Origin of the sequence: Desulfobacter latus (genome assembly GCF_013389365.1) — a bacterium.
Taxonomy (GTDB): Bacteria; Desulfobacterota; Desulfobacteria; order Desulfobacterales; family Desulfobacteraceae; genus Desulfobacter; species Desulfobacter latus.
Genome location: NZ_JACADJ010000007.1, coordinates 18317 through 40303, shown reverse-complemented (window position 1 = coordinate 40303; position 21987 = coordinate 18317). Strand labels below are relative to the sequence as shown.

The 21987-nt window shown below is 50.2% G+C and carries 21 protein-coding genes and 1 pseudogene; 4 read left to right on the top strand and 18 right to left on the bottom strand.

Annotated features, from left to right (window positions below):
* Positions 1–48 precede the first annotated feature (48 nt).
* From gmhB to HXW94_RS03540, 3 genes are read left to right on the top strand one after another with little or no spacing between them, the layout of a single operon-like run.
* Positions 49–621 carry a D-glycero-beta-D-manno-heptose 1,7-bisphosphate 7-phosphatase gene (gene gmhB, locus HXW94_RS03550; RefSeq protein WP_178365517.1) on the top strand — a complete coding sequence of 191 codons (573 nt, stop codon included), beginning with the start codon at positions 49–51 and terminating at the stop codon, positions 619–621.
* Positions 618–2759 (top strand): SF1B family DNA helicase RecD2, encoded by a 2142-nt coding sequence (gene recD2, locus HXW94_RS03545; protein WP_178365516.1) that lies wholly within the window; start codon positions 618–620, stop codon positions 2757–2759. The genes gmhB and recD2 overlap by 4 nt, the downstream gene beginning before the upstream one ends.
* Positions 2756–4087, top strand: a complete 1332-nt coding sequence (locus HXW94_RS03540; RefSeq protein WP_178365515.1) for a YdgA family protein — start codon at positions 2756–2758, stop codon at positions 4085–4087. Before recD2 ends, HXW94_RS03540 begins: the two co-directional genes overlap by 4 nt.
* Before the next feature lie 102 nt (positions 4088–4189).
* Here the strand turns inward: HXW94_RS03540 and HXW94_RS03535 are convergent, their stop codons facing one another.
* On the bottom strand, positions 4190–4582 hold the full coding sequence (locus HXW94_RS03535) for a type II toxin-antitoxin system HicB family antitoxin (protein ID WP_218576550.1): 393 nt from the start codon (positions 4580–4582) through the stop codon (positions 4190–4192).
* A gap of 346 nt (positions 4583–4928) precedes the next feature.
* Between HXW94_RS03535 and HXW94_RS03525 the strand changes: the two are divergent.
* Positions 4929–5690 (top strand): annotated as a pseudogene (locus tag HXW94_RS03525) (IS1634 family transposase); the annotation flags it as partial.
* A gap of 455 nt (positions 5691–6145) precedes the next feature.
* On the opposite strand, the gene HXW94_RS03520 reads toward HXW94_RS03525, so the two are convergent.
* From HXW94_RS03520 to HXW94_RS03440, 17 genes are all read right to left on the bottom strand, one after another.
* The gene (locus HXW94_RS03520) at positions 6146–7063 is read right to left on the bottom strand and encodes a helix-turn-helix transcriptional regulator (protein ID WP_178365575.1); all 918 of its coding nucleotides are present in this window, start codon (positions 7061–7063) and stop codon (positions 6146–6148) included.
* A 14-nt stretch (positions 7064–7077) separates the two neighbouring features.
* On the bottom strand, positions 7078–7914 hold the full coding sequence (locus HXW94_RS03515) for a metal ABC transporter permease (protein ID WP_178365512.1): 837 nt from the start codon (positions 7912–7914) through the stop codon (positions 7078–7080).
* The gene (locus tag HXW94_RS03510) at positions 7901–8692 is read right to left on the bottom strand and encodes a metal ABC transporter ATP-binding protein (protein ID WP_218576549.1); all 792 of its coding nucleotides are present in this window, start codon (positions 8690–8692) and stop codon (positions 7901–7903) included. Before HXW94_RS03510 ends, HXW94_RS03515 begins: the two co-directional genes overlap by 14 nt.
* A 20-nt stretch (positions 8693–8712) precedes the next feature.
* Complete coding sequence (locus HXW94_RS03505) at positions 8713–9642, bottom strand: metal ABC transporter solute-binding protein, Zn/Mn family (RefSeq protein WP_178365511.1); 930 nt, start codon at positions 9640–9642, stop codon at positions 8713–8715.
* Between the two features lie 97 nt (positions 9643–9739).
* Positions 9740–10186, bottom strand: coding sequence for a DUF1178 family protein (locus tag HXW94_RS03500; RefSeq protein ID WP_178365510.1), 447 nt, complete (start codon positions 10184–10186; stop codon positions 9740–9742).
* Positions 10187–10200: 14 nt separating this feature from the next.
* Entirely contained in the window at positions 10201–11547 is a 1347-nt protein-coding gene (locus tag HXW94_RS03495) for a B12-binding domain-containing radical SAM protein (protein ID WP_178365509.1), read from the bottom strand.
* On the bottom strand, positions 11537–12016 hold the full coding sequence (gene ahbB, locus HXW94_RS03490) for a siroheme decarboxylase subunit beta (RefSeq protein ID WP_178365508.1): 480 nt from the start codon (positions 12014–12016) through the stop codon (positions 11537–11539). Before ahbB ends, HXW94_RS03495 begins: the two co-directional genes overlap by 11 nt.
* 2 nt (positions 12017–12018) lie before the next feature.
* Entirely contained in the window at positions 12019–13134 is a 1116-nt protein-coding gene (gene mtnA, locus HXW94_RS03485; RefSeq protein ID WP_178365507.1) for an S-methyl-5-thioribose-1-phosphate isomerase, read from the bottom strand.
* 128 nt (positions 13135–13262) lie between these two features.
* Positions 13263–14063, bottom strand: coding sequence for a tryptophan synthase subunit alpha (trpA, locus tag HXW94_RS03480; RefSeq protein WP_178365506.1), 801 nt, complete (start codon positions 14061–14063; stop codon positions 13263–13265).
* The gene (trpB, locus tag HXW94_RS03475) at positions 14056–15285 is read right to left on the bottom strand and encodes a tryptophan synthase subunit beta (RefSeq protein WP_178365573.1); all 1230 of its coding nucleotides are present in this window, start codon (positions 15283–15285) and stop codon (positions 14056–14058) included. The genes trpA and trpB overlap by 8 nt, the downstream gene beginning before the upstream one ends.
* Before the next feature lie 59 nt (positions 15286–15344).
* Complete coding sequence (locus tag HXW94_RS03470) at positions 15345–16118, bottom strand: GntR family transcriptional regulator (RefSeq protein WP_343054544.1); 774 nt, start codon at positions 16116–16118, stop codon at positions 15345–15347.
* A 163-nt stretch (positions 16119–16281) separates the two neighbouring features.
* A complete protein-coding gene (locus HXW94_RS03465) occupies positions 16282–16851 on the bottom strand; it encodes a hypothetical protein (RefSeq protein ID WP_246293714.1) in 570 nt (189 codons plus the stop codon).
* Positions 16852–17321: 470 nt separating this feature from the next.
* The gene (locus tag HXW94_RS03460) at positions 17322–18623 is read right to left on the bottom strand and encodes a TRAP transporter large permease (protein ID WP_178365504.1); all 1302 of its coding nucleotides are present in this window, start codon (positions 18621–18623) and stop codon (positions 17322–17324) included.
* Positions 18620–19105 carry a TRAP transporter small permease gene (locus HXW94_RS03455; RefSeq protein ID WP_178365503.1) on the bottom strand — a complete coding sequence of 162 codons (486 nt, stop codon included), beginning with the start codon at positions 19103–19105 and terminating at the stop codon, positions 18620–18622. Before HXW94_RS03455 ends, HXW94_RS03460 begins: the two co-directional genes overlap by 4 nt.
* A 10-nt stretch (positions 19106–19115) precedes the next feature.
* On the bottom strand, positions 19116–20135 hold the full coding sequence (locus HXW94_RS03450; protein ID WP_178365502.1) for a TRAP transporter substrate-binding protein: 1020 nt from the start codon (positions 20133–20135) through the stop codon (positions 19116–19118).
* A 12-nt stretch (positions 20136–20147) separates the two neighbouring features.
* On the bottom strand, positions 20148–21431 hold the full coding sequence (locus tag HXW94_RS03445) for a phenylacetate--CoA ligase family protein (protein WP_178365501.1): 1284 nt from the start codon (positions 21429–21431) through the stop codon (positions 20148–20150).
* Between the two features lie 4 nt (positions 21432–21435).
* A complete protein-coding gene (locus HXW94_RS03440) occupies positions 21436–21984 on the bottom strand; it encodes a 2-oxoacid:acceptor oxidoreductase family protein (protein WP_178365500.1) in 549 nt (182 codons plus the stop codon).
* Positions 21985–21987: the final 3 nt, after the last annotated feature.

Here is a 21987-nt window from a genome sequence, read left to right as displayed (position 1 = left end):
GCAACTTTTCGTCCAAACACGCGTTAGGAGAAAAGCTAAAAAAAAACGATGACGTATACTGTTTTTCTGGACCGGGACGGTGTGATCAACCATGATTCCGACGCCTATATCAAACATCCGGACGAATTCCATTTCATTCCCAAAAGTCCGGAAGCCATTGCCCTTTTGAGTGCCGGCGGTTTCCAGGTGATTCTGATTACCAACCAATCGGCGGTGGGCCGGGGTATGATATCCGGCCGGACCCTTGATGCCATTTTAAAAAAAATGACCCACGGGGTGGAACAGGCCGGTGGCCGGATCAAGGATATATTTTTTTGTCCGCATACCCCGGATCAGGGATGCGATTGTCGAAAACCCAAGCCCGGAATGATTCTTCAGGCCGTGGCACGCCATGGCATTGATTTAAACAAATCTTTGATGGTGGGAGATTCGGCCAAAGATATTGAGTGCGGCAAGCATGCCGGATGTGCCAAAACCATCCTGGTTAAGACCGGCAACGGAGAAAAGGCGCTGGCCGCTTTGACAAAAAAAGGGATTGTCCCCGATTTTATTGCCAAAGATCTTTACGAGGCCGCCTGTTGGATAACTGCTAATTTTTCATCCGGTAATAGGGCGTCATGATTACCATCAGCGGTACCCTGTCCCGGGTTACATTTCAGAACCCTGAAAATCATTACACCGTATGTCGTGTGTCAGTGCCCAAGGTGGCCGATGCCATTACCGTGGTGGGGCATCTGCCCGGGGTGGCCCAGGGAGAGCGACTTAAACTCAAGGGCACATGGACCAGCCATCCTAAATACGGAGAGCAGTTTAAGGCCGCCTCGTTTGAGGTCACCCTGCCCGCCTCCACGACAGGTATTCGAAAATATCTCAGCTCCGGTATCATTCCCGGCATTAACCAGGAGCTGGCCGACAGAATCGTGGATACCTTTGGGGAACAGACCCTGGAGATCATTGAAAATGAACCGAAACAGCTTCTTGATGTATATGGGATCGGCAAGGCCAAACGAAAAATGATTGAAACGGCCTGGAATACCCACCATTCCGTGCGGCGGGTCATGGCGATGCTACAGGAGACCCGCATTGATTCGGCCAAGGCCGCAGTCATCCTTAAAACATATGGAAACAACGCCCTGGAGGTATTGACCCAGGATCCTTTTCGCATTGCCCGGGAAATTCCCGGTATTGGTTTTGCTGCTGTAGATGAACTGGCTAGGGCGCTTGGTACGGAAAGGGAGGACAAAGAAAGACTTAAAGCCTGTCTGGTCTGCCGGTTGCTGGATCTTGAGCAGGACGGCCATGTGTTTGAAAAAAAAGAGAATCTGATCCGGACTTGTATTCAAACGGCGGGGGTATCTGAGGGACAACTTTTAGACGTGCTTGGAAATCTGGATGCGGATAACGAGGTGGTGATTGAAACGGAACGGGTGTATCTTGCACCCTTACACGAGGCGGAAACCGGTATTTCCCGGCGGATCAAGGCGCTTTTATCCATGCCCGATCCTGATTTCAACGTTAATGAAGAGTTAATCCAGGGCCAGGTGCTCTCTGCCATGGCGGTTCAGTTATCCCAGGAGCAACTGGATGTGGTGACCCGGATTATGGGCTGCAAAATTTCCATTATCACCGGCGGGCCCGGGACAGGGAAAACCACATTGATAAAGGCACTGTGCGTTGTATTTAAAACCCTTCGCCTGAAGGTGATGCTTTGTGCCCCCACGGGGCGGGCCGCCCGGCGTCTATCCGAAGTGACCGGGCGAGGGGCCAAAACCCTTCATAAACTTTTGGGCTTTAATCATAACACCGGGACCTTTGAACATGACTTCACCAATCCTTTGGACCTGGACCTTCTGGTGGTGGATGAGGTTTCCATGGTGGACACCCATCTCATGTACCGTCTGGTCGAGGCCCTGCCGGCCGGAGCCGCTCTGATTCTGGTGGGGGACACGTTTCAACTGCCTTCCGTAGGGCCGGGGAATGTGTTGTCGGATATTATTGATTCGGCACAGGTAACGGTGTTTGCTTTAACCCGGATTTTCCGCCAGGCCCAAAAAAGCCCCATTGTCATGCATGCCCACAGTATCAGAAACGGACAGATGCCGGACATAAAATCGGCACCCCCGGATCAGCCCTCCCAATTTTATTTTATTGAAACCAGCACCCCGGCCCGGGTGGCCGACACCATCTGTGAGCTGTGTGCCCGAAGAATTCCCAAGGCTTTTCCCCACATCCGGGAAACCCAGGTACTCACCCCCATGCATAAAGGAGAGGCCGGTACCATCAGCCTGAACCAGCGGCTGCAGGCGGTTTTAAATGACGCGCCCGGCGGGATTGAGTCCCATGGCCACATCTTTAAAACCGGTGATAAGGTTATGCATCTGAAAAATAATTATGACAAAGAGGTGTTCAACGGGGATATCGGACGGGTGATCGAGGCGGATAAATCCACGGGCCGGGTGCTTGTGGATTATGAGGGCAGAACCGTTATCTATGATCTGCCGGAACTGGACGAACTGACCCTGGCCTACGCGGTTTCGGTTCATAAATCCCAGGGCTCGGAATATGATGCGGTGGTTATTGCCCTGACCACGGCCCATTTCCCGCTTCTGCAGAGAAATCTGCTGTATACGGCCATGACCCGTGGAAAATGCCTTGTCATTATTGTGGGATCCACCCGGGCCTTTAAAACGGCCTTTGACAATAACAGGACCGCATTGCGACGGTCCGGACTGAAAGACCGTTTGAGGGAAATTTTATGAAAAAATTATTGATCAGTTTAATCTGCCTGGCGGTTGTCTGTGCTGTCGGCCTGCCCATTGCCAACGGCATCGTCATGGAACGTACGATTAAATCAACGATTGAAGAACATAACAGCCAAGCAGGCAAAACCGGAACAGGTTTTCGGATGAAACTCCTGGAATATGACCGGGATCTGTTTTCTTCCCGTATCAAGTGGTGCATTGAGAATCCCAATGGTTTTCCCGGAAGCGAGACGGCGCAACTGGTGCTGGTAGACCAGGGAACACACGGTTTTTTCAGTGTAACGTCACAAACAACTCTTGAAGAAAATCCCTGGTACATGCAATGGGTGAACACCCGTCTGAACGGCAAAGATCCGTTGTCCATCCAAAACCGGTTTTCCCTTACAGGTGCCACTGGCTCCACCATACACATGAACGCTTTTTCTATTAAAGAGAAGGAAAAAATGGTTCATGTTCATGCCCTGAATCTGGACGTTTCTACAGGAAATGGATTTGAGACCCTGGATACAAAAGGCCGGTGGGAAGGATTGTCCCAGGGCAGTGAATTGCTGATGGGACCGGTCACGTTTACATCTGAGCTGGAACAGCTCACAGACATCATCTGGGCCGGAAAAAATACATTTTCCCTGGAACGGCTGAAAATAGATGACGGAAAATCAGATCCCGTTGATTTTTCAGGCCTCACCGTCAACTTTGACGCAAGTGCGTCCGAAGATAAAAAATCAATAACCATGACCACGGATTTTCATCTGGACCGCATTGAACTGGGCGGCAAGCCGTTGACGGACTGGACCGCCACCTTTAAGCTCAAACAGATGGATACGGCATCTGTTGAACAGTTCATGCGCCTGTATTCAAACGTGATGACCCAGGCAGGCCAACGCCTTGAAATAACAGGCGGCAATCCCGGTGATTTCCAGAACATTTTAAAGAATGAAATGGCCCGGAACACCCCGCAACTCATGTCCGTACTCAATGGTTTGCTTAAAAAAAGTCTGGGCATGGAAATTACAGACCTGGATATCGAACTGCCCGAAGGAGAAGTAGCTGGAAGCCTGGACCTCAGTCTGAAAAAAGATCTGGATCCTTCTAATATTTTTGTTTTTGCCATGCAGCCGGACATGATGTTTTCATTTTTTGACCTGGATGCTCAACTGAGCCTGCCCTATGCTTTTGCAGGCGGTATCCCGAATCTGACTGAACCGCTGTTGCCGGGAATGGTCACCGGATTGTTCGTTATTAAAGGCGACCTTTTGTCCTTTGATATGCACATCAGGGAAGAAAAACTGTTTCTCAACGGACACCAGGTGGTACTGAATCAGTAGTGGAGTGTCTAAATGCCCGGATTCAGTTTGCTCATGATTTGGTCCCTTAACCCTTAGGGCCATGGGAATAATAAAATTTACTACATGGCCCTAAAATGTAGTTCACGCTTGTGCCTCTAAGTATTGCTCCGCCGCTTCTGCCAATAATTGAGATCGCTTCATCCCCGCACCGGCTCTATATTCATCTACCCGCACCAATAAATCTTCAGGGAAAATTACATTGAACCGTTTTGTTTTTGCATATTTTTTTCTAATGGATTCATCCACCGGAATGGGTACGATTTCAGATTCAGGATTTTTTTTCTGTAATGCTTCGCGGGTTGACTTGGGATGAACGATTGTTTCCGGTTCAGACAAACACGCGGCCAAGGCATCTACGCCCATTTTATAGGCTTCATCCCATGTTTTCCCGAAGGTTTCGCAAATTTCTACATCAGGAATTGAAACCAAAATATTATCCTCTTCTTTTGTGAAAATCGCGTAAAAAAATTCCATTTTTTTTACCTCCATGTTAAGTGTATGTTTTCAAAACGGGATGCCCCAAAGGAGCATGTTTTTACTTTTTGAGCCCAATCCCTACCGCCGGGATAACTATTTCAACGGCGGCACTGTCTACGAAGTACCAATGTGGTCTTCTGGGTCTTTTGTTGAGCTGATAGCCTGCTTCTTTTTGTACCGGCTTTGGAAAAGATTTCAGGTCGTTTAAACTATTACCGACAAATTTTAGTGGTTTCATGGACGTAGTGTATAAAATTATATACATATAGTCGATTTAAAAGTAATAAATCCTATTACTTATAAAATAATATTTGAATAGTTACTATATAATTTTCATTCCAGCGCTTATGATAAAAGACGGCAAAAACGTATTGACGGCATGATAAAAAACAGCAAAGCTGAACTTGAAAAAAAAATCAAAGAGATAAATCATCAGCCCTTCAAATGCCTTCCTGATGCCGAAGTGGCGGCCAGTGAATTAGCCAAATCGGCAGAGAAAAGCCTTCATAACATAAATGTGGATATTACCGAAGTTCCCCGATACGGTAGAGGTCGTCCTAAAAAAGGAGAAATCAAACAACCTAAGTCTATTGAATATAAGTTAGGTGTAAATATTGAAGAGGCTGCTGAAAAAATAGAAAAACTTAGATTAGAAGCCGGTTGCTTTGTTCTCATTACCAATGTCCCAACCCAGAATAAAGATCAAAACTGGACGGGAGAAGACTTGCTACGACTATACAAAGAGCAAGATGGGATTGAAAAAAATTTTGGATTTCTTAAGGATCCCGCTATCGTTAATGCCATATTCTTGAAAAAGCCGGAGCGTATAGAAGCTTTGGGGCTGATTCTTCTTCTTGCCCTCCTTCTTTGGCGCTTGGTAGAAAGAGATTTAAAGCTATACGTGAAAGAAACCGATACGCCTCTACCAGGATGGAAAAAACAGCTAACGAAAAATCCTACCTCTTTCATGATGACCACAAAATTTCTCAGCATTTTAGTCATCACTAGTGGTAAAAAGCGGAAATTGGCAAAACCTCTCACCAAAGTTCAACTTCAGTATCTTAAGGCTTTGGATATAAAACCAGAATGCTTTATCTCACCGTAACGGATACTGAAAAATTATCAAAGAGTGATCGAAAGGGGTGCTGAATGTACGATATAAGTGCTAACATATTATTCAGCTCTTTGAAAAGGTGTTGGCGGTTGCACTCAAAAAGCTGAGTGTGTAAAACCTTAAGCTATAAGCAGAACTTATGTCCGACATACGGGACAAGAGAAGTTCAAGTAGTTAAAAGAAGTTCCTGAATCTTTAAACTTACAAAGATAAGGAATAGAGGCTGCGGGTTTCAGCCACTTAAGGTGTTTACATTTTAATAAAAAACTCTAATTGAATCGTAAATTAAATACTTTTGATTACTATTTAATTAGATTTTATAACCTGACCAGAAAAATCATTAAAATCCAACCCCAGTTGAATTCCGACATCGCTTTATCCCTTATATGGGCGCCGCAGGCGCGTCACCCCTTGTTTCTTGTATCTTGTCTCTAGTTTCTTACAATTTACCCATCATCGTTACCGGTTTCAGGGTAAACCATTTTTCCGGTCATGGACAGGTCGTATCCACCCAGTTCATCGGCGGTTCTTTGAATCACCTTACCTTTGAGCATGGCCAGAAACAATTGGACGCCCTGTTCAAAAAAGCTCTCTTTATTGACAAAAAGATCAAACCGCTCCCAGCACAGGGCAATGAAATCCAATCCCAGAAGGTTGGCCACAGCTCTGATGCCGGGTGCGGCATGGGCGTTTCCATTAAGTATGGCCAGGCCTGCATCCATATGCCGGGATACACAGTTCTCATATCCGTTAATGGCATCACTATCCATTCCAAACCGTTCTATCTCCCGGTCCAGAAGCTGCCGGGCCCCGGTACCCAGACGGCGATTGACCAGGGCAACCCCCTTTCGGGACAAGTCTTTTACAGATGAGATCCCCAGGGGATTGTTTTTTTGAACGATCAGTCCCTGCTCTCTATGGCACAGGTTGACAACCGCCGGGGCCTGGGCAATCTCTTCGTCCATGAACGGGAAAGCGGTATCGCTGTCGTCATCTGCCGACCGGCAGCCGGCAATGTGACACAGATTTTTTCTTAAGGCCTTGAGCCCGCCCAGGCTGCCGGCCAGACCGAACAGCGCCATGTGCTCACTGTGTTTCAAATTGAATGTGGCGACCAGGGTATCCAGCAGCAGATCGTTGGCGCCGGATATAAGAACCAGTCCATGATATGGGGGCAGCTTAGCCTGTTCGGGAAAATTCCGGGTACCGTTTTCAACCCATTGGCGGACAAGATCAAGGGGAAACAACCATTTCCCCGTTATTTTAGACGCCGGCAGGCCCTTGTCGGCGATCAGGGAATAGACCATTTTCTCGTTTACATTCAGATACTTTGCCACCTGTCGCGTGCTAAGCATTTCGTCCATATTGTGATGCCTTTTCAGTTCTCCGATATGCTGTGAACTGTTCCGGGGATAAAACGCCATATTTTTTCAACCCCCAGGGTGACCAGGAATACCGTGCCGGCCACCATGATAATGGCAGCCCCCGAGGTCAGGTCAAACCGGTAGGACAGATAGAGGCCCGCCATGGTAAAACAGGCGCCCAGCAAGCTTGAACCGGCCATCATGGTGCCCAGGGACCGGGCATATTTTTCCATCATAAACGGTGGAATGGTGAGCAGCGCAATCACCATGATCAGCCCCACCACCTGGATTACCATGACCACGGTAAGTCCAAGCATGGCAATCAGGAAAAAGTAGATGCCATGTACCGGAAGTCCCCGCAAGCCTGAAAATTCCTCGTCATAGGAAATGGCCATCAGTTCATTATAAAAAAACACAACCAGAAACAGAATCAGGGTGCCGATGACACCCATAATGATCAGGTCTGACCCGGGTACGGTGAGAATACTGCCGAAAAGATAACTCATCAGGTCCACATTATACCCCGGGGTCAGGTCCACCAGAATTATACCGAATGCCATGCCCACGGCCCAGATCACACCAATAACCGTGTCGGCCCGTTGCCGGTTGTTCAGGGTGACGGCCGCCATGACCAGGGAAGCGACCAGGGAAAACCCCATGGTGGAAGGGATCACCGGCCAGTTAAAATAAAATGCCATGCCGATCCCGCCATAGGCGGCATGGGCAATGCCGCCGGATAAAAATACGATACGGTTCACCACCACCAGGGTGCCCATGATGCCGCAAATGATGCTGGTCAGCAGTCCTGCGGCCAAAGCATGGCGCATGAATTCGTAGTTAAGGATTTCCATCGGCATCTCCGCTTCTTTTCAGCCCGGCCCCGGGAAGTCCCTGGGCCAGCACCTGGACCCGGCACACGTCTTCCACCGAGCAGTCATACATGGTTTCAAGCGACTGCCCTTGAATCTCTTCCTGGGAGTGGTAATGCAGCCGATGGTTCACACAGGCCACGGATTTGACATAACCGGACACGGCAAACAGGTCATGGGTGACCACCACAATGGCCACATCCTTATTCAGGGTTTCAAGCAGGTTTAAAAAATCCCTCCGGCCCCCGGAGTCAATACCGGCCGTGGGTTCGTCCAGAAGCAACAGGCGCGGCCGGGTCATCAGCGCCCGGGCAATAAACACCCGCTGGCGCTGTCCCCCGGAAAGTTCCCCGATCTTTTTGCGGGCATGTTTGGCCATGCCCAGGCGCTCCAGGGTGGCCAATCCCTTTTTTTCACACGCTTTTCGAGGCAGTCCGGACCGCCCGAAATGCCGTCCCGTACCCAGACAGCCCATGAGTACCACATCCAGGGCGGTAATGGGAAAATGGTCATTGATATGGACGTTCTGGGGCACATATCCCAGGGCCTGGGTCAGCTTGCCCGGAGGCTCACCCAACACCCGGATTTGACCTTTATCAGGCTTAAGAAGCCCCAGGATCAGCCGGATCAGGGTGGATTTCCCCCCGCCGTTGGGGCCGATAACCGCCATAAAATCATGTTCCCGGATGGTCAGGTTGATGTCGGAAAGAACAAGCGCCTCTCCATTGTAGGAAAAATCCACATGTTCAACCGTGACCAAAGCTTTTTCTAAAGTCTCGATTATTTCAGGACCTCCTTGAATTGTTCAGCTATTTTTTTCATATTATCCAGCCAGTTCAGGGCCAGGGGATTGGCCCGCATGACCCGGCCATTAATCTCCTTGGCCACAAGTTCCGCACTTTGGCTTGAAAACTGGGGCTGGACAAAAATCACATTGATGCCTTTGTTTCCGGCATGCTCGATCAGTGCCTGCAATCTGGCCGGTTTGGGATCCTTACCTTCTATTTCAATGGGGATCATTTTCAGGTGGTAATCCCGGGCAAAATACCCCCATGCCGGATGAAAAACCATAAACTGCATGCCGGCATTGTCCTTTAACATCCGGGTCAGATCCTGGTCAAGGGCATCAATTTTCTTGATAAAGGCATGATAATTGGCCGTGTAGAAGTCCTTGTTTTCAGAATCTGCGGCGGCAAGGGCATCAAGGATGTGGCCGGCCTGGATCTTGACCAGCCTGGGGGAGAGCCAGATATGGGGGTCCAGCCCGGCATGGCCATGATCATCCTCGTGGCCATGATCCGCTTCTGCCCGGGCCGTATCATCATGGTAACCTGCCTGGTCTTCATCGTCGTGATGGTGGGCGCCCATGGGCTGTTTTTCTATGCCTTTGTCCGTGTGGACAATGGTCATGTCCGGATTTGCGGATGCGATTTTATCCAACCAGAACGTTTCAAAGGGCACACCAATGGAAAAATAGAGACGGGTTTTGGATAATTTTACCATCTGTCCCGGTTTGGGTTCATATGTGGCCGGGTTTGCCCCCGGTTGAACCATCACGGAAACATCCACCTTACCTTTGCCGATTTGCTGCACAAAATATTGCTGGGGCACGATGCTGACAAATACGGGAAGCGGTGTTTCAGCCCAAACCGGTCCGTTGAACATGGTGATCATTGAAATAAATGTAAAAAATTTAAGAAATCTTTTCATGACAGACTCCTTTCACATAGGTTTTCTGTCGTTATATCGGGCAGAATAATGAATAACTTACAAATGCAAATGTATTGCATTTCATAAAAACGGCAAATTAGTTAAGATCTTCGTCGTCTTTACTAAAAATTGGCATCTTCATGACCGGCACGCCCTCTTTTTCCAGGGCCTTTTCCTCTTCCTTGGTTGTGGTTCCCCGGATTTGCTTAAACGCCTTGGCCCCGTAATGCATTTCCAACGCTTCTTTGGCAAAGGATGCGCCGACATCCTCGTAATTGTTTTCAACGTACCGGCTCATTTTTTCGGCAAGCTCGGCCATGACCTCCATTTGCGCCTGGGTAGCCATCTCCCGGCCTGAACCGGCAGGGGCCGGGGACGCAGATTTTCGTATGGCCACGGCAGACAGCTTGGGGCTTACGGAAAAACTGTCGCACACCGGACATTGCAGAAGGCCCTGGGCCTGCTGCCGGTCAAGGTCCTCCCGGTCATCAAACCAGCCTTCAAACACATGGCCGTTAATGCATTCCAGATCAAATACTATCATGTGATAGAAATACGTTATTTCACCATTTTTTTCAATTGAGAAATGCGCGCCAGATCCTTTTGCGAACGCACACAGGGGAACAGGCTGTTGTTGGTCAGTGCCGGATGGGCCGTGATATCAAAACGGGCATGTTTGACCGCATCCGCCCACATGGGGGTATGGGGAATGGGGGTGTAATAGGCCGGAACCGGGGTGAGCCCCAGACGTTTCACCAGGGTGATGGACCCTTCCACCTCATCAAGGTTCTGGCCGGGCAGCCCGCATAGAAGATAGGCGCCCAGCTGATCCTTTGCAAATCCTGCTGTGCGCAGGTGGTCCACGGCCATAAGAAATTCATCCCGTTTAACCTTAATATCGTGGCGATGGCTTGAAAAATCCGCGGTTTCAAGCCCCAGACGGATGGTTTTAAAATCCGCCTTGAACATCAGATCGGCTGCTTTTGCCGAGATCTCTTTGATGTGTACGGCATTGGGGGTATGAAAAAAGAGGTCCATTTTTTCATCAATAATACGCTCAAGCAGGGGAAACGCGTATTTTTCAGGCTGTATCAGAAGCGCATCATCGTAAAAGGCAAAATTTTTCACCTGAAAATTATTGTGCCAGTGACAAATCTCCTGAAAGACGTTTTCAGGAGAGCGCCGCCGAAATCGCGGTTCAAGAAAGGAAGACGCGCAGTATTCGCAGGAAAAGGGACACCCCCGGGAGGTAAGAATCGGGGCATAGGCCATGATGCCCTGGAGATCCAGGGCGGCAAAAGGCGTGGTGTCAAGATCTGCCGGGTCCGGTATGTGCGTCAGGCTAAATCCGGTGTATGTTTCCACCAGGTCTGCAAGAACCGGTTCGGCCGGACCGGTGACCACATGGTCCGCCCCGGAATATTTCCGGGCATGGGTCTCACAAAGCGTTGCGTAAATACCCCCCAGCACCACGGGCACACCGGGAAAACGCTTTTTAAGCAGGGCAATGGTTTCAGCCACACCCGTGGCCCAATAGGTCATGAGCGAGGTGACCAGAATCAGGTCAGGCCGATCCATTGCCGGCAGATCCTGTTCAATCCACGCTTTTAAAGCCCCGTACCGGGTAAATTGTTTACGGATATGCCCCAGATGGGGGTCAAGCACCTGGGGTAAAGGAATCGGGGTTTTGTCAAACGGGCCTCTGCCGTCCCAATACACCTTGACACGATTTGTTTTCCGGGGATGAAACCGATTCATGCAATCCAGAAAGGAGACCCGCACACGATTTTGGCGGAGGATGGCGGCAATGGTTAAAAGCCCCAGTGGCCGGGCCCAGAAATCAAAAGCGGCAAAATCGTGGACCCAGGGGTTGACGCAAAGAATGTGAGGCGGATCAGTTTTCAAAGTATTGCATGGACGTTTTTTTCAGCTCCCGGCGGGAAAACAGCAGGGTATAATCTTTTTCACCTGTGGCCTCGGAAAGTTTTGCAGCAATGGCAAAGCATTCGTCTTCGGAGGTCCCGTGAACCATGGTGTATAGATTTTTATCCCACCCAGGCGCAGGATTTCTGCGGTAGCAATGGGTAATTTCACGGAAGGATGCCATAATATTGCCCACCGCTTCCACCCGATCTTCAGGCACTTTCCAGGCCACCATGGCATTGGCCTTGAACCCTGATTTCTGATGTTTGAGTGTGGCACCAAAGCGCCTGATCATATTTCTGTCATGGAGACCGGACAGTACGTCAAGAAACTTGTCCTCTGAAATGCCGATCTGTTCTGCCATGACAAGATAGGGGCGCTTGCAGACCGGGATATCGGTCTGCAGCAATGAAATTACTTTTTTTTCCAGCTCTGTGAGGGATGTTGTCATAATTATTTCTTATCAGTTTTTTTATCAGGAAACAATGCCATAATCTGTTCTTCACCGGCACCGCAAATGCCGCGTTCGGTAATAAATCCGGTCACAAGGCGGGCCGGGGTCACGTCAAATGCGTGGTTGGCGGCCGGACTGTTTTCCGGGGGCACCAGAACCGATGAAATTTTTCCATCGGCAACCCCTTGCACATATTTAATCTCGTCCGGGTCCCGCTCTTCAATGGGAATATCCTTAACACCATCGGTGATGGTCCAGTCAAAGGTGGATGAGGGAAGCGCCACATAAAAAGGTACATTGTTGTCCCGGGCAGCCAGGGCCTTAAGATAGGTACCGATTTTGTTGGCCACATCGCCAGCCCGGGTGGTGCGGTCGGTGCCGACAATCACCAGATCCACCATGCCATGCTGCATAAGATGTCCCCCGGCGTTATCCGTGATCACGGTATGCGGGATGCCATGTTTGCCAAGCTCCCAGGCAGTAAGACGCGATCCCTGGTTCAAAGGCCGTGTTTCATCCACCCAGACATGAATATCAATGCCTGCATCAAAAGCGGTATACATGGGTGCTGTGGCCGTGCCGTACTCGATACAGGCAAGCCACCCGGCATTGCAGTGGGTCAAGATGTTTACGGGCTCACCGTTTTTCTTTTCAGCAATCTCTTTGATGATGGACAGGCCGAATTCACCGATTTTCCGGCAGTTCACTGCCTCTTCTTCCACAATTTCCAAGGCTTCCGTCAAGGCAGCCGCCACCCGGGCTTCATACCCGGATGCGCTGAGGGCTTTTTCCATGACCCGGTCCACACCCCAGGCCAGATTGGTGGCGGTGGGCCGGGCATCACGAAGGCGTGCGCACTCACGCTTAAACCATGCATCGTCCGCGCCCTGGTTATCCTTCTGCACCAGAATGACATAGACCCCCAGCGCCCCGGTGGCACCGATCAACGGGGCGCCTCTGACATACATCTCCTTGATGGCATGAATAACCAGATTATTGTTTGTCAAGTCTTGAACAATCAGTTCATGGGGCAGGCGTCTCTGGTCTATGACCTTGACGATTTTTGACTCATTATCAAACCAGATGGGCCGCATCTGTTTTCCATCCACATTCATGGTGTGTTTCCTTCGGGATTTTAGTTTTCCAAATTCTTATGTCTCAAACAACCAATGTACAATAAAACCCAAACTGCGTCAGGAATCAAGGTGCAATGGTTTTTTAACCAAATGGAAATATAAAAGCCTTATTCTATGAGGCTGCGAATAAACGGCCCTGTGGCATTCACCCCGTTTTGCGCCACCTCCCGGATGGTTTGAGAACCCACCACGGCAATATCGGCTTTGCCCATAAGAAAATCAATGTCGGCTTTTTCCTTTACCCCGAACCCCACGGCCGTGGGCAGCCGGGTGGACTTTTGACACCTTGCCAGGTAATTGCCCATGTCCGATGAAAATTGTGTCTCTTTTCCGGTGACCCCTTTTCTGGCCAGGCAGTAAATAAAGCCGGTGGCATGGGTGTCGATCATCTTCATGCGCTGGTCCGAGGTTTCCGGAGAAAAGATGAACACGGCAGACAGATCATGTTTTTTCATGGCAGACAGATAATCATTGGCCTCTTCCGGGGGAAGATCCGGCACAATGGCGCCCTTTACGCCGATTTCCGACATCCGGGCGGCAAAGGCATCCATGCCGTATTTATAAAGGATATTGCCATAGGTCATGAACAGAAACGGGATGTCAAAGCGGTCTGACACCTTTTGGGCAAACTCAAAACATTTTTCCACGGTGGCCCCGCTGTCAAGGGCGGCCTGGTTGGCCTTGAGGATCACCGGCCCGTCTGCCATGGGCTCTGAAAACGGAATCTGCAGCTCCATTAAGTCCACCCCTGCATCCACCATCTGCCGGACAATTTCAAAACAAGCGTCAAAGGACGGGTACCCCATGACAATATGGGTCATCAACAGGATAGCTTTTTTCTTTCGCTGCTCCCGGATATAGGTTTCCAGAAAGGCGGGGGCAGGTGTCCGGGTGTTTGTTTCAGTCATTTTTATATTCTCCTGCTTTGGCACAGATAAATTCTTTCCATTTGGGATCGCCAAGGGCATCGGCCACGGTAAAGATGTCTTTATCCCCCCGGCCGGACTGGTTGATGATGATGATATCATCCGTTGACATGTTCGCCGCTTCCTTAAAGGCGCCGGCAAAGGCATGGCAAGACTCCAGGGCCGGAATAATGCCTTCCATCCGCATGGTCAGCTTCAGGGCGTCCACCACTTCAGTGTCCGTGGCATATTCAAACCGGGCTTTCTCCTGATCGTGCATATGGGCAAGAATGGGAGAAACACCGACATAGTCCAGCCCTGCGGAGATGGAATGGGTCTCTTTCATCTGGCCGTCACTGTTCTGCAGAAAATAGGTTTTATAGCCTTGGGCAATACCGAAACTGGCATCGTCAGAACAAAGCCGGGAGGCGTGGCGGCCCGAGGCAATCCCTTCGCCCCCGGCTTCCACCCCCACAAGCTCAACCGGATCATCCATGAATCCCTGGAAAAGTCCCATGGCATTGGAACCGCCGCCCACACAGGCAAAGACCTTGGTCGGCAGCCGGCCTTCGGCTTTCATGATCTGGGCACGGGCTTCCTTGCCGATAATGGACTGGAACCAGGAGACCATTTCAGGGAAGGGATGGGGGCCGCAGGCGGTTCCCAGGACATAGTGGGTGGTGTCCATGTTGGTGACCCAGTCCCTGAACGCCTCGTTGATGGCATCCTTGAGAATCCGGGTCCCGTCGGTGACCGGCACCACGGTGGCGCCGAGCTGCTCCATCCAGAACACATTGGGCCGCTGGCGCAACACATCCACCTCACCCATATAGATGGTGCAGTCAAACCCGAACTTGGCCGCCATAGTGGCCGTGGCCACCCCGTGCTGCCCTGCCCCGGTTTCGGCAATCACCCGTTTTTTACCCATTCTTTTGACTAAAAGCCCCTGCCCCATGACGTTGTTGGCCTTATGGGCGCCGGTATGGTTCAAATCTTCCCGTTTAATATAAATCTTTGCCCCGCCAAAATGCCGGGTAAGGTTCTCGGCATAGGTCAACGGCGTGGGACGGCAGGAATATGTTGCCATCAGGGTTTCATATTCTTCCCAGAAATGCTTGTCTGCTTTGGCCTGCCTGAAACGGGCATCCAGCTCCTCAAAGGTAGCCACAAGGATTTCAGGTAAAAAGGCCCCGCCAAAGGGGCCGTAATATCCGCGGTGTTTCATGTATCTGCCTTTCATAAAATGGTTGGCAATTTGTGTCGCATTTATTGTTTCCATGACCCTTACCTTTGATTTTGTATAGTCTGGGTAAAGGCAAAGCGGTCCGTGCGGCAGAACAGCACCGAATAGACCGCCCCGGGTGCATTGGGGAAATTGAGCAGCCGCCGGACCACCAGAATCGGATCAAACGGCGACATGCCCAAAAGGGATGCCCGTTGTTCATTCAAGGGTTCCACCTGGAACTGTTGGGTGCCGTCGGAAGGTGTCAGGTAAAATCGCTCGAACACCACCCGGGACAAGGATTTATTCCCAAGATGCATTTCGTCAATACCCGCAAACAGATCCGGATCCAGAAAAATATCCTCCAGCAAGACAGGTTCATCCCGGGCCATGGTCAAGCGGGACAGGGCAAAGGCGGATTTACCGTGAAACGGATTGGCCACATCGCCTGCAACGGTCTTTTTTTTCAAAGGCACAATCACTCTTTTTTGCGTAGGGACGCCTTGGGCTGAAAATGCCTGGGAAGTTCCGGCAAGGGAGAACAGATCAATTTGTGGCGAAGGTTCCTTCACAAAGGTGCCGGCACCCCGCTTTCTTTGAATCAGGCCCCGTTGCACGAGAACATCCATGGCCTGGCGCACGGTGGGTCTGCCCACCCTATATGATTTTGCCAGTTCCGTTTCAGACGGAATCATATGCCCGGGCGGATAAATCCCCTCCCGGATACGGGATTGGAGTTGCTCACAAATCTGGTGATACAAGGGTATGGGAGAGTCTGGATTCAGCATAACCGGTTTTATTCTCAAGTCTGCAGCCATCCGGAAATTGTATTTCACCTGTTATCCGGCGGGCTGCTCAGTTAATAATACCGGAATGATAATTGACAAAATGTAAAGTTGTCAAGACATTTTATCAAACAAGCTGAAATCAGTTAAAAAAGCCTGTTTAAAAATTAGACGATCGAAACTTTTTTTATAAAATCACGAAGAAATTCGGGCTCTATCTAACTGAGACGGTAAATGTATGAACGCCTTCAATATTTTTTTGAGGCGCAAACTTTAAAACTTCTCGTGTTGTACGATCGTTAAGAAGTTGGCGAATTCTTATTTTAGGAACGCTCTGTTTGGCTGTATCTACTTTTGTCATTTTAATGCTGATTTTATTTTCGTCCTTGCAAAGCCCACCGATAACGACGCCGGACCAACTTGCTGTGACAGGCTTCTGGGGAATACCGTTAACCATAACCTGAGCCTGGTAACCGTAGCTGAAGACATCAAGCAGCGCTGTTGAATACGGTTTTTGAACCAAGGCGGGTGCCGGTTTTACCTTCCCGTCCATCACACAGGCCGGTCGCAGGTCCGACAAATAAAATTGCGTTTTGCAACCATCAGGCCGATACATCGGCTTGTCGCAATTCATGGTGGCGTCCACTTTCCATCCCGATTCATTTACAAATTTAATGGCGGTAAACGTCACTTTAGGGGTTCCATGGGCGTCTTTTTTTTCTGAATCCCTGACATATACAAGCCCTGCATTATCGCCTTTTTCAATCACTCTGGTAAATTCCATTGTAGATATATCAGGACCATATTTTGCAAAACTTTTTATAATTTCAGGGGTTAACGACCGCTGTGCCGAAACGAGTCTATTTTTCAAGGTACAAAGGCTGTAGGAAGACATTGTACGTTGAAGTTCCGACTCATTTCCTGAGCTGCTGGCTTGAAGATGGGCATGCCAGGCATTTTCCAAATCAGACCGCAAAGATTGGGCAAACCCGCAATCAAAACTCAGAACCAAAAAACCCGTAACAATGACCCAAAAAAGCGTGTTTATTCGTAACACCATATTTTAAATCCTCCATTTCCAAATAAATAAGGCACGGATAGAACTGAATACAGAACACCCGCATCTGCGCTTTTACGTTTTGTTCTACATAATTCCTTGATTAGGCTATAAAATAGGAACAACCTTTTTGTCAACCAAAGTATAAAATATTAGCGCCTGTTTAAAAATCAGGACGATAGGAACCGTGGAAGAATTTACAACAGCCCAGGCAGGAAGGTAATAAGCCATGGAAAAACCATAAGCAAAACAATGCAGATCAGGTAAGCCGGCAAAAAAAAGGTTACGCCTTTAAATACCTCATTTAAGGTACTCTCCTTGGCCATACCCGCCACCACATAGGTGGTGGCACCCACAGGGGGCGTGACGGCACCAAGGGTTGTGACCACGGTGATGAGCACTGCAAACCAGATGGGGTCGCATCCCATCTGGGAGGCCACGGGGAAAAAGATAGGAATAGTTATCAGCAACAGGGCCAGGGCATCCATGATGGCACCGCCAATGGCGTACATGCCGAAAATTACGGCCAGGACGACAGGGCCGGGAACATTCAGGTCAGCCACCCACGAGGCCATGTTAAACGGAATGCGGGTGATCGTTAAAAACTTCCCCAGGATCATGGCCCCTGCAATCAGCATGATGACCATGCAGGACACCCGCAGGGTATCCATGACGGCCTTTTTGAAATTTTCCCAGGAGAGCGTCCGCTGGACCAGGCTGATGACCACGGCGAAAAAGGCCCCTGCCCCACCCGCCTCGGACGGGGTAAAGTATCCGGCATACAGCCCGGTCATGATCAGAAAAAACAGAATCAGCATCTCAATGGCGCCGGAAAGAGAGCGGATGCGCTCGCGAAAACTCGACTTTGGGCCGGGCGGCCCCCACTCGGGATTCAAACGACAGACCACAGACACCGTGAGCAGCATCAGCAGGCACAAAAGAAGGCCCGCCCCGATACCGCCGTAAAAAAGCCGTGCAATGGACTGTTCCGTGGAAAGGCCGATGATGATCAGCACCACGGACGGCGGGATGACAACCCCCAGGGTAGAGCCGCAGGCAATGGACCCGCAGGAAAGCATGGGCTTGTACCTGAAATTGGACATCTGGGGAAATGCCACCGTGGTCATGGTGGCTGCTGTGGCGGTATTGGACCCGCAGATGGCGGCAAAGGCGCCGCAGGCCATAATGGTAGCCATGGCAATGCCGCCCCGGATATGGCCGACCCATTTGTACGCCGCCTGATAAAGGCGTTCGTTGACCCCGGAATAAAAGGCAATCTGCCCCATGAACACAAACAGCGGAATTACAGTGAGGCCATAATTGGAAAATACCGACCAGAACTCCTGGCTGACCATGTTTAAACCGGCATTAACGTTAAGAATATAGGAAAAGCCGCCAAAACCCACCAGGGCCATGGCAAAACTAACAGGCATGCCGAACACGAACAGCAGCAGCATCAGGATGGCAATCCCGAGGATACCCACCAGGGCCAGACTCATTTGAAATCCTTTTGAAAAAATAATTTAAGCAAATCAATAAACAGCATGGCCGCCAGCAGAAAACAGCCGAATGCCACGACAAAGGCAAAGGGATAATAAACCATTCTAAGGGTTTCGGATACCTCGCCGGTTTCAAGCAGGGTTATCCCCCGCCGGCACACAAACCAGGCGGCCACAAGAAAAAAAAGGGTACATAATCCATTGTTCACGGCAAATACAGCCCTTTTGACGCTCCGCGGAAACCGGCTGACCAGAATGTCCACATGGATATGCTCTCTTCTTTTCTGGGTAAACCCCATGGCAAGGGCTGTGATCACAGCCCCGGCAAACCCCATAATTTCATAGGTGCCCCGGATGGGCACCCAGACCCTGCGCAGCACAATATTACTCATGGTCAAAAGAATCATGAACACCAGAATGGTCCCGGCAATGATCCCGGCGCATCGATTCAGGATCTCGCTTATTTTTTCAATGATTTCCATGGGTGAATCGCTATTTTGCGGTGCGTTTTACGATTAGGTATTTGATATCTTTGATAATCTGGTCTCCTGGCAGCCCTTTTTCTTCGGCCGTTTTAATCCAGTTTTCCGTAATCGGCGCAAGTGGTGCATGCCACTCGGCCTTTTTCTCAGGTGACAGCGTAATCACTTCAACCTGATGTTCTTTCTTTGACCAGGCAATGGCATCGCTGACATGCCGGTCCATGTATTCGCCGGTCCAGGCAGCCTGTTCCTCGATCATGCCGTCCATGACCTGTTTTACATCGTCGGGCAGCTTGGCCCAGGCATTTTTATTCATGATCACGGCAAAGGGATAGATCACAGTATCGGTGATGGTGATATATTTGCAGATTTCAGCAAATTTGAGATCCTTCATCACCTCCAAAGAGGAGAAAAGTCCCTTGACCACACCTTTTTGCAGGGCTTCAGGGGTGTCGGACATGGGCATCCCCACCTGGTTGGCACCCCAGGATTTAAGAATCTGGGCCGCACCGCCGGAGGCACGCAGATCCAGCCCCTTGAGATCGGAAAGCTCGGTCACTGGCGCTTTGGACATGATATTGGCAGGGGCTGTGACAAACATGGTCAACACCTTGACCTTGTCAAAGGCTTTGGGCTGGTATTTGTTGTACAGGTCCAACAGCACAAGGCTGCCGGTTTTGGCATCGGGGATTTCCAGGGGCAGGCTGGTGGCATTGGTTACGGTGAAACGGCCGGGCTGGTAAGCCATACAGATACAGCCGATGTCGGCCTGACCGTTAATGACCCCGTCCATCATGTCTTTGGCCCCCAAAAGCGTGCCGCCGGGAAAGGTGTTGATGCCAACGGCACCGTCCGTGCGTTTTTCAATTTCGGTTTTCCATCTTTCCATCTGTACGCAGGGAAAGGTGGGCGCAGGGGGGAAATTGGCATAGTTCAGGCGGACTTTTTTAGCCTGAACCGTTACAGGGGCTGTTCCGAAAACAAGGGCAACCGCTGCCAGAACACAAAAAAACAATGATATTTTTTTCATTTTAACTCCTTTTTAGTTTCTAGTATCAAACACCCGTTTGCTCTTTTTTTCCGTCCGGGGCAGATGGCCGTAATCCACAATGTCAACCCGGGATCTGATCATCAGTTTCTTACGGATCTGCTTGGACACCTTGTCGGCCAGTCCGTTATCTTCTGCTGCAGCGGCATCTTTGGTGCGCTCCACCCGGATGGTCATGTAATCCCTGCCGTCGGCATCTTGACGCAGGTGGATCTGGTATTCGCTGCCCACCCCGTCAATGCCGCCTAGAATATGATCAATCTGGCTGGGATAAATGTTTACGGCCCTGAAAATAAACATGTCGTCCGTACGGCCGGAAATCCTGGCATGCCGGGGGAAGGGGTTGCCGCAGGCGCAGGCCCCGGGGATCAGCCGGGTGACATCATGGGTTCGGTAGCGGATTAAAGGGGTGCCCTGTTTTTTCAGGGTGGTGACCACCAGCTCTCCTTCGTCCCCGACGGGAAGCGGTTTCAGGGTCACCGGATCAATCACTTCAAAAATAAAATAGTCGGCCCAGTAATGGATACCGGCGTGTTCCGTGCAGTCAAGACCGGTGCCGGGTCCGTAAAGCTCGGTCATGCCATAGATGTCATGGATATGTTTAACGCCGGTGATCTCCTGGATGCGTTTGCGCATGGACGTACTGTGACGCTCGGCGCCCAGGATAATGGTTTTAAGTTTAAGTTTGTCCATGAGTTTGCGCTTTTCAATCTCTTCGGACATAAGCAGTCCCATGGAAGCGGTCGCGCAGAATACCGTGGATTCAAGATCCAAAAGCATGTCAATGTGCATGTCCACGTTGGCAGGTCCTAAAGGTACGGCCATGGCACCTAACCGCTCACATCCGTTCTGAAAACCGACACCGGCAGTCCAAAGCCCGTAACCCACGGCAATCTGAACCCGGTCCGTTTTGGTGACCCCGGCCAGTTCATAGCACCGGGCAAAAATATTGGCCCAGTTGTCCACATCCGCTTTTGTGTAGCACAAAATTTTTCTTTTACCTGTGGTGCCCGAAGATCCGTGGATTCTTACAATGTCGGACATTGGTGCAGCCCGCAAGGGAAAGGGATAGTCCTCAAGAAAATCTTGCTTGTCCGTAAAGGGCAGGTTTTCGAGATCGTCAAGACCTTTAATGTCTTGGGGCCGGCAGCCTGCATTTTCAAGCTTTTTTTTGTAATAGGGGCTGTTGTTATAGGCGTGGGACACGGTCCACTTCAGCCCCTGCGCCTGGATATCGGCGATCTGTTCGTCGGTTATATTTGAAGGGATAAAACGCATTAATTTACCTTTTTTCGTATAGTTGCATACCTGACGTAAGCAGGCGTAATACATTTGCCGCCACGGCAGGTTTGGCCTGGAATTTTTCCTTGATCATGCGGGAAAGGCTGTCCGGGTTGAATGCACTGGTTTCATCTTTCACGGCGCCCAGGAAAAAGCCGAGCATGGCTACATTTTCGCTGCGTACATTGCCCGCCGCTTCAGCCAGGGCGCCGGCATCTCCGGAAAATACCCGGTATCCGGCATCTTTAACAGGATCGAGGCTGTTTACCACGGCCAGGCCCCCGGGTTTGAGAAAATAGGCATGGTGAGCAAAGCTTTCCGCTTTCAGGGCAATCAGGGCATCTGCCGTGGCAGGCCGGATCAGCGGGCCTGAAAAATCACCGATTTTAAGATAAGAAATGACATTGCCACCCCGCTGGGCCATGCCGTGGGTTTCCGACGTAAGTACGGGAAGATTGTCGGCCATGGCAGCACCTGCAAGCAGTTTTGTTATAAAAAGAACGCCCTGGCCGCCCAGACCTGAAATGATAATCTGCTGATTATTTGACATAAT

Coding starts and splice junctions, on each gene's coding strand:
- gmhB (WP_178365517.1), top strand. CDS start 49: ATGACGTATACTGTTTTTCTGGACCGGGACGGTGTGATCAACCATGAT.
- recD2 (WP_178365516.1), top strand. CDS start 618: ATGATTACCATCAGCGGTACCCTGTCCCGGGTTACATTTCAGAACCCT.
- HXW94_RS03540 (WP_178365515.1), top strand. CDS start 2,756: ATGAAAAAATTATTGATCAGTTTAATCTGCCTGGCGGTTGTCTGTGCT.
- HXW94_RS03535 (WP_218576550.1), bottom strand. CDS start 4,582: ATGGAATTTTTTTACGCGATTTTCACAAAAGAAGAGGATAATATTTTG.
- HXW94_RS03520 (WP_178365575.1), bottom strand. CDS start 7,063: ATGGACGAAATGCTTAGCACGCGACAGGTGGCAAAGTATCTGAATGTA.
- HXW94_RS03515 (WP_178365512.1), bottom strand. CDS start 7,914: ATGGAAATCCTTAACTACGAATTCATGCGCCATGCTTTGGCCGCAGGA.
- HXW94_RS03505 (WP_178365511.1), bottom strand. CDS start 9,642: ATGAAAAGATTTCTTAAATTTTTTACATTTATTTCAATGATCACCATG.
- HXW94_RS03500 (WP_178365510.1), bottom strand. CDS start 10,186: ATGATAGTATTTGATCTGGAATGCATTAACGGCCATGTGTTTGAAGGC.
- ahbB (WP_178365508.1), bottom strand. CDS start 12,016: ATGACAACATCCCTCACAGAGCTGGAAAAAAAAGTAATTTCATTGCTG.
- mtnA (WP_178365507.1), bottom strand. CDS start 13,134: ATGAATGTGGATGGAAAACAGATGCGGCCCATCTGGTTTGATAATGAG.
- trpA (WP_178365506.1), bottom strand. CDS start 14,063: ATGACTGAAACAAACACCCGGACACCTGCCCCCGCCTTTCTGGAAACC.
- trpB (WP_178365573.1), bottom strand. CDS start 15,285: ATGAAACACCGCGGATATTACGGCCCCTTTGGCGGGGCCTTTTTACCT.
- HXW94_RS03465 (WP_246293714.1), bottom strand. CDS start 16,851: ATGGAATTTACCAGAGTGATTGAAAAAGGCGATAATGCAGGGCTTGTA.
- HXW94_RS03460 (WP_178365504.1), bottom strand. CDS start 18,623: ATGAGTCTGGCCCTGGTGGGTATCCTCGGGATTGCCATCCTGATGCTG.
- HXW94_RS03455 (WP_178365503.1), bottom strand. CDS start 19,105: ATGGAAATCATTGAAAAAATAAGCGAGATCCTGAATCGATGCGCCGGG.
- HXW94_RS03450 (WP_178365502.1), bottom strand. CDS start 20,135: ATGAAAAAAATATCATTGTTTTTTTGTGTTCTGGCAGCGGTTGCCCTT.
- HXW94_RS03445 (WP_178365501.1), bottom strand. CDS start 21,431: ATGCGTTTTATCCCTTCAAATATAACCGACGAACAGATCGCCGATATC.
- HXW94_RS03440 (WP_178365500.1), bottom strand. CDS start 21,984: ATGTCAAATAATCAGCAGATTATCATTTCAGGTCTGGGCGGCCAGGGC.